This window comes from Aetokthonos hydrillicola CCALA 1050 (assembly GCF_017591665.1).
GTDB classification, from domain to species: Bacteria; Cyanobacteriota; Cyanobacteriia; order Cyanobacteriales; family Nostocaceae; genus Aetokthonos; species Aetokthonos hydrillicola.
Map to the genome: position 1 here is coordinate 1 of NZ_JAAKGC010000205.1, position 5,041 is coordinate 5,041.

5 protein-coding genes are annotated in these 5,041 nt (G+C 40.8%); 2 read left to right on the top strand and 3 right to left on the bottom strand.

Going from position 1 to position 5,041, the window contains the following annotated elements; genetic code table 11:
- Positions 1-293 (top strand): tetratricopeptide repeat protein (locus G4P69_RS35505; RefSeq protein ID WP_208354631.1); only part of this gene is annotated, 293 nt, incomplete at its 5' end.
- Positions 294-853: 560 nt separating this feature from the next.
- Here G4P69_RS35505 and G4P69_RS35510 read toward each other — a convergent pair.
- Positions 854-1,273, bottom strand: coding sequence for a putative toxin-antitoxin system toxin component, PIN family (locus G4P69_RS35510; protein ID WP_208339509.1), 420 nt, complete (start codon positions 1,271-1,273; stop codon positions 854-856).
- Complete coding sequence (locus G4P69_RS35515) at positions 1,270-1,509, bottom strand: hypothetical protein (protein ID WP_208339508.1); 240 nt, start codon at positions 1,507-1,509, stop codon at positions 1,270-1,272. The genes G4P69_RS35510 and G4P69_RS35515 overlap by 4 nt, the downstream gene beginning before the upstream one ends.
- A 615-nt stretch (positions 1,510-2,124) precedes the next feature.
- Between G4P69_RS35515 and G4P69_RS35520 the strand changes: the two genes are divergently transcribed.
- A complete protein-coding gene (locus G4P69_RS35520) occupies positions 2,125-3,525 on the top strand; it encodes an aromatic ring-hydroxylating dioxygenase subunit alpha (protein ID WP_208339507.1) in 1,401 nt (466 codons plus the stop codon).
- A gap of 78 nt (positions 3,526-3,603) precedes the next feature.
- Here G4P69_RS35520 and G4P69_RS35525 read toward each other — a convergent pair whose 3' ends face one another.
- Entirely contained in the window at positions 3,604-4,839 is a 1,236-nt protein-coding gene (locus G4P69_RS35525) for a M20 metallopeptidase family protein (RefSeq protein WP_208339506.1), read from the bottom strand.
- Between the last annotated feature and the right edge of the window lie 202 nt (positions 4,840-5,041).

Sequence of the window (5,041 nt, forward strand, 5' to 3'; positions counted from 1 at the left end):
CGCTTTTTATTGATGCTTTGGCGATGACAAAGCGCCTGTTTGCTGGCGACCATCCGGATGTAGCTACTAGCTTGAACAATTTAGCTTTACTCTACAATAGCCAAGGAAGGTACAACGAAGCGGAACCATTACACCAAGAAGCATTGAAAATTGCTGAAGTTAGTCTGGATGTAAATCATCCCAACACAATTACTATCCGTGGAAATTTAAAATACTTACGTGATAATCGCCGCTCTAAATTAGCCAACGTAGTTTCTTTCGTCAAACGCTTGTTCAGTAATCGTGGTAACTAAAGGTTGTAAATTTGTTAATAGTGAGGATAAAGTAGGAGTTAACAGTAATGGTAGTAATAGTAGGTTGGGTAGAACGGAGTGAAACCCAACAAAACCTTCAAAATGTTGGGTTACCCTGCGGGAAGCCGCCAAGCGTCTACGTCCCTCAACCCAACCTACTGAACTAAGTCCCTGAGTAGTTCGTGCGGAGCTTTGTTGCGCTTTAGCGAGGACTGCGCAACTTCGTATAAAACGCCACAATTTATAAAACCAGCGAAATTGAGAAGTAATCCTAGAATTCACAACGTATCTGGATCTAAATGTTGAGCTTTACCTGCATGATTTTCCGCGATCGCCTGATCTGCTAGTAGAGCTAGTGCAATAGTAGTGTATGATACAGCTTTTTTAAAGTGTTTTGCTTTCGTCCCTCAAGGTACAACACGCCCACTTAACTAGGTTTTCACGGCGCTAATTTTCTCTGGTAAATGGCAGTATTCGCACAAATAGTTCGCTCTTTTGCGAACATATTTTTGAAAATCGAAAAACCACATTGGAAACTTGTTATTCTATTACTAGTTTCTCTAACAATGCTGACTCAGATCACAAACTAGCCTTTTAAACAAAGACACAGAAATAATAGTAGTCTTAACTAGACTTCGAGCCTCATTAAAATCGGAGTCACCTGTAATTAAAAAATCTGCCTCTGCTGCAACAGCACAAGCCAAGAACTTTGCGTCCTTTTTATCTCTGAGAAAATCAATCTCTTCATTCACCTCAATTAGGGTTGTCACAGTATCTAAAATTTCCAACCATTGTAAGCGAATTTCTGAAGTTAATTTGAATTTACTACGACTTAACACCTCTTTATATTCTGCTAAAATTTCTTCGGAAACAATCCAATCACAAGTTGTATTGTCAATAATAAATTGAACAACTGCTCTTGGTTCTCTGCCCTTAAGAACCGCAGAAACCAATACATTTGTATCGACAATAATCTTCATTCACCTCGACGGTAAGCCTCAATCTCTGCTGCTATTTCTTCTTCTGTGATTTCCTGGATTCCAGGAATTGCCTGAGTTTTGTCAAATAAATCTCTAACTTTTTTGCTAATTTCTGCTCCTGGAGCATTTTCTGTCCAAATAATCACTTCAACTCGTTGTCCTGGTTGAAATGGTAAATTAGATAAAACTACATTATTTGGATCTTCAATTGTGACATATGTTTTGTATGCATTCATTTCTATTTAACCCTGACCGGAAACTAAGTATTGCGATCGCCCACTCGTTTTTTACTCTTGTTACTCTAGTTGCTTGAAGTCTTCTTAATTAAGCCCTCCGGTTTGTCAGATTACGCTCAGTTCGTTGTGCAGTAGCTCCATTGTAAATTATAAACATCCGGGCATTCGTGACAAGTTAAGTGAAGATAACATTGCTTTTAACAATTAGAAATTATCCTGAAAACTTAACATCTGGTATTTTATCCTATGCCTTAGATGATTTCCGAGAAAGAAAATACCTGGGGAGTGCGAGTTTCGACTTCGCTCAACTCACAATCTCTCAGTTGGTTGAGCGAAGTCGAAACCAACGGCTGCGGTATATTTATTCCTGTAAATCACCTTAAATAACCGCCCCTGAAAGGCTTTTGGAATAGTCACAAATTTTACCTAAAAATACTGATTTGCGTAAAAATCCCCTTTTTCCTTTTACATTAAGGCTTTAGTTCCCCTTTAGATCTCAAGCAGGAGCGAACGTACAGTCTAGAGTTGGGATATGTCGCAACTACCAAAAAACTAAACCCACATCAACCAGCTAAAATAGGAGTTACTTGTAACAAAAATTTATAAACTGAAAGAATGCTTAACACAGAACCTAAACTAAGCGATATACCTACTGACGAAATTTTACCTGGTGGAAGCGACCCAAATGATTTCGATTTTAACGAGGCATGGTATCCTACTCATTACGTTCAGGATTTAGATAAATCAAAACCTACCCCTTTTACATTATTGGGTAGAGATCTTGTAATTTGGTGGGATAAACTTACCGAATCTTGGAAAATCTTTTCAGACGAATGTCCTCATCGCTTAGCGCGACTTTCAGAAGGTAGGATTAGTGATGATGGACTTTTAGAATGTCCATACCACGGTTGGGCTTTTTCGGGAGATGGGAGTTGTCAACGGATTCCCCAACAGGTTGAAGGTGGAGCAGCAGAAAATTCTAAACGTGCTTGTGTAGGATCTTTACCTACCATTGAACGACAAGGACTGTTATTTGTTTACGGTGGTAACCCAGAAAATGCTGCTAAAACGAAAGTTCCTATTATTGAACCGCTAGAAGAATCTCCTGAAGATTGGGTTGTCATTAACACATTTAGAGACGTCCCTTATGACGCACTGACTCTTCTAGAGAACATACTTGATCCGAGTCATATATCCTTCACTCATCACCGAACGGTAGGAAATAGGGCTAATGCAGCACCAATAGAGCTAGAGGTTGTTGAATCTGGAAAACATGGGTTCTACGGTACTTGGAAGGAAGAGCAAAAACAAGATGAGTTTGTAAAGCGATCTACAACTTTTGTTCCTCCTTCTTTAGCTATGCATGATATAAGCCAACAACGAGGGAGAATCTTAACCGTTGTCTACGCTACGCCTATTCGTAAAGGAGAGTGTCGTTTATTTGCTCGTTTTCCTTTTAAGTTTCCTAATAAACTTCCCAGTTTATTTATTAATCTTAGACCGCGTTGGTACTATCACATTGGACAAAACGGCGTTTTAGAAGACGATCAAATTTTCCTCCATTATCAAGAACGTTACCTGGAAGCCAAAGGGGGGAGTCCTAACTTTAGTAAGGCTTTTTACTTACCCACTAAAGCAGATACTTTTGTTTTTGAACTCCACCAATGGGTGAACCAATACAACGCTAAACCCTTTGGAGATGAATCTTTACCCACACCCTTATCTCAGGAAAGGCTGCTAGAAAGATATTATTCGCACACGGTAAACTGTGCTAGCTGTAGAAATGCTCTTGCTAAAATTCAGCAATTGCAGCTTTGGTGCGGAGCTATAGCACTAGTGACTTTGGCAAGTACTCCACTGGTGTCATTATTGTTTGACATCAAATCAGTTCTAGGAGCGATGATTTTGACGGTGATACCCCTTGGCTTTGCTATAGCTTGGTTGAGATTGGGTAAGCTTGTAAACCAATTTTATGAAGGGCGAGTTGTTCCTCCGCGTAACTTACCTGAGAAATAGTATGGGGTTTATACGTTTTCTTATGAAGCTCTATATATCTACCCCCCAGCTACGCTATCCCCCCTTAGCAAGGGGGAACTAAAGGGGGGTAGAGCTAAAAAACCGTTCTACACAACGTGCGAATATCTCTACACCCATAGGCAAAGCTGTTTCGTCAAAATCAAATCGGGGATGATGGTGGGGATATGCTAAGTCTTTGGCTGGGTTAGCAGAACCAATAAAGAAATAGCAGCCAGGAACTTCTTCTAAGAAGAAAGACATATCCTCCCCGCCCATAGTTTGACATTCTGGCACAAGCCCAAGTGGTGTTTCTATGACTTCTTGAGCTACCGATCGCACAAGTTCTGCCATACCAGCATCATTAATCACAGGTGGATAGAGGCTCCAGTATTCTAAGTTATATCTAGCACCGTGACTTTGACAAACTCCTGCTATAATCTGCTCAACTCGTTGTTTAAAGTAGTCCTTATAAGCAGGATTAAAATACCTTACGGTGCCATCCATTCTAGCTGAATCGGCAATGACATTATGCGCTGTTCCTGCATGAAACTCCCCTACTGTGACTACTGCTGAGTCGATGGGGTTAACATTTCGAGCAACAATGGTTTGTAAGGCGTTGACAATTTGAGCTGCAACGACAATGGAATCTACGGTTTGATGAGGTAAAGCTCCATGTCCGCCTTTGCCCAAAATGGTACAATTGAACAACTCTACAGCCGCCATTAATGCACCAGAACGGACACCTACTGTCCCTAACGGCAGGTTGTTCCACAGGTGTAAACCGATAATGGCATCAACGTCAGGGTTTTTCAGCACACCAGCTTCAATCATAGGTTTAGCACCACCTGGCCCCTCTTCTGCTGGTTGGAAAATTATTTTAACAGTTCCTGCAAAACTATCTCTATGCTGGTGGAGGTAGTAAGCTGTACCTAAAGCGATCGCAGTGTGTCCGTCATGTCCGCAAGCGTGCATCACACCATCATGTTGCGATCGGTATGGTACATCGTTAAGTTCTTGAATTGGGAGAGCATCCATATCCGCACGGATTGCCAACACTTTAGAATTATGATCCCTAGGGCGTTGTCCATGTATAATAGCGACGATCCCCGTTTCAGCAATACCAGTTTGATGCTCAATTCCCCATTCCTGTAACTTCTGCGATACGAACTCAGAAGTCAGTTTTTCTTTAAAGCCTAACTCTGGTTTTTGATGCAATCTCCTACGCCATTCGACAAGTTGAGGCTGTAATGAGCGGATATCCAGTCGGACACGAGATAAGTCAACAGATGCTGGGTTGGGATATGTAGAAACCATGATAACTTAGTTTTTTGAAGAATTCAGAAGTCAGAATTCAGGAGTCAGAATGAATTAGTAGGGTATTTAAACCTACCACTGTTTGTAGACGGTGCTTATCTTCTATTCATTGGCGGTCTTAAACCCACCTAATAACGCCAGTATTATAGAATTCATAAACTTATTCTGACTCCTGACTCCTGACTCCTGTATTCTATTCAAA

Coding starts and splice junctions, on each gene's coding strand:
- G4P69_RS35510 (WP_208339509.1), bottom strand. CDS start 1,273: ATGAAGATTATTGTCGATACAAATGTATTGGTTTCTGCGGTTCTTAAG.
- G4P69_RS35515 (WP_208339508.1), bottom strand. CDS start 1,509: ATGAATGCATACAAAACATATGTCACAATTGAAGATCCAAATAATGTA.
- G4P69_RS35520 (WP_208339507.1), top strand. CDS start 2,125: ATGCTTAACACAGAACCTAAACTAAGCGATATACCTACTGACGAAATT.
- G4P69_RS35525 (WP_208339506.1), bottom strand. CDS start 4,839: ATGGTTTCTACATATCCCAACCCAGCATCTGTTGACTTATCTCGTGTC.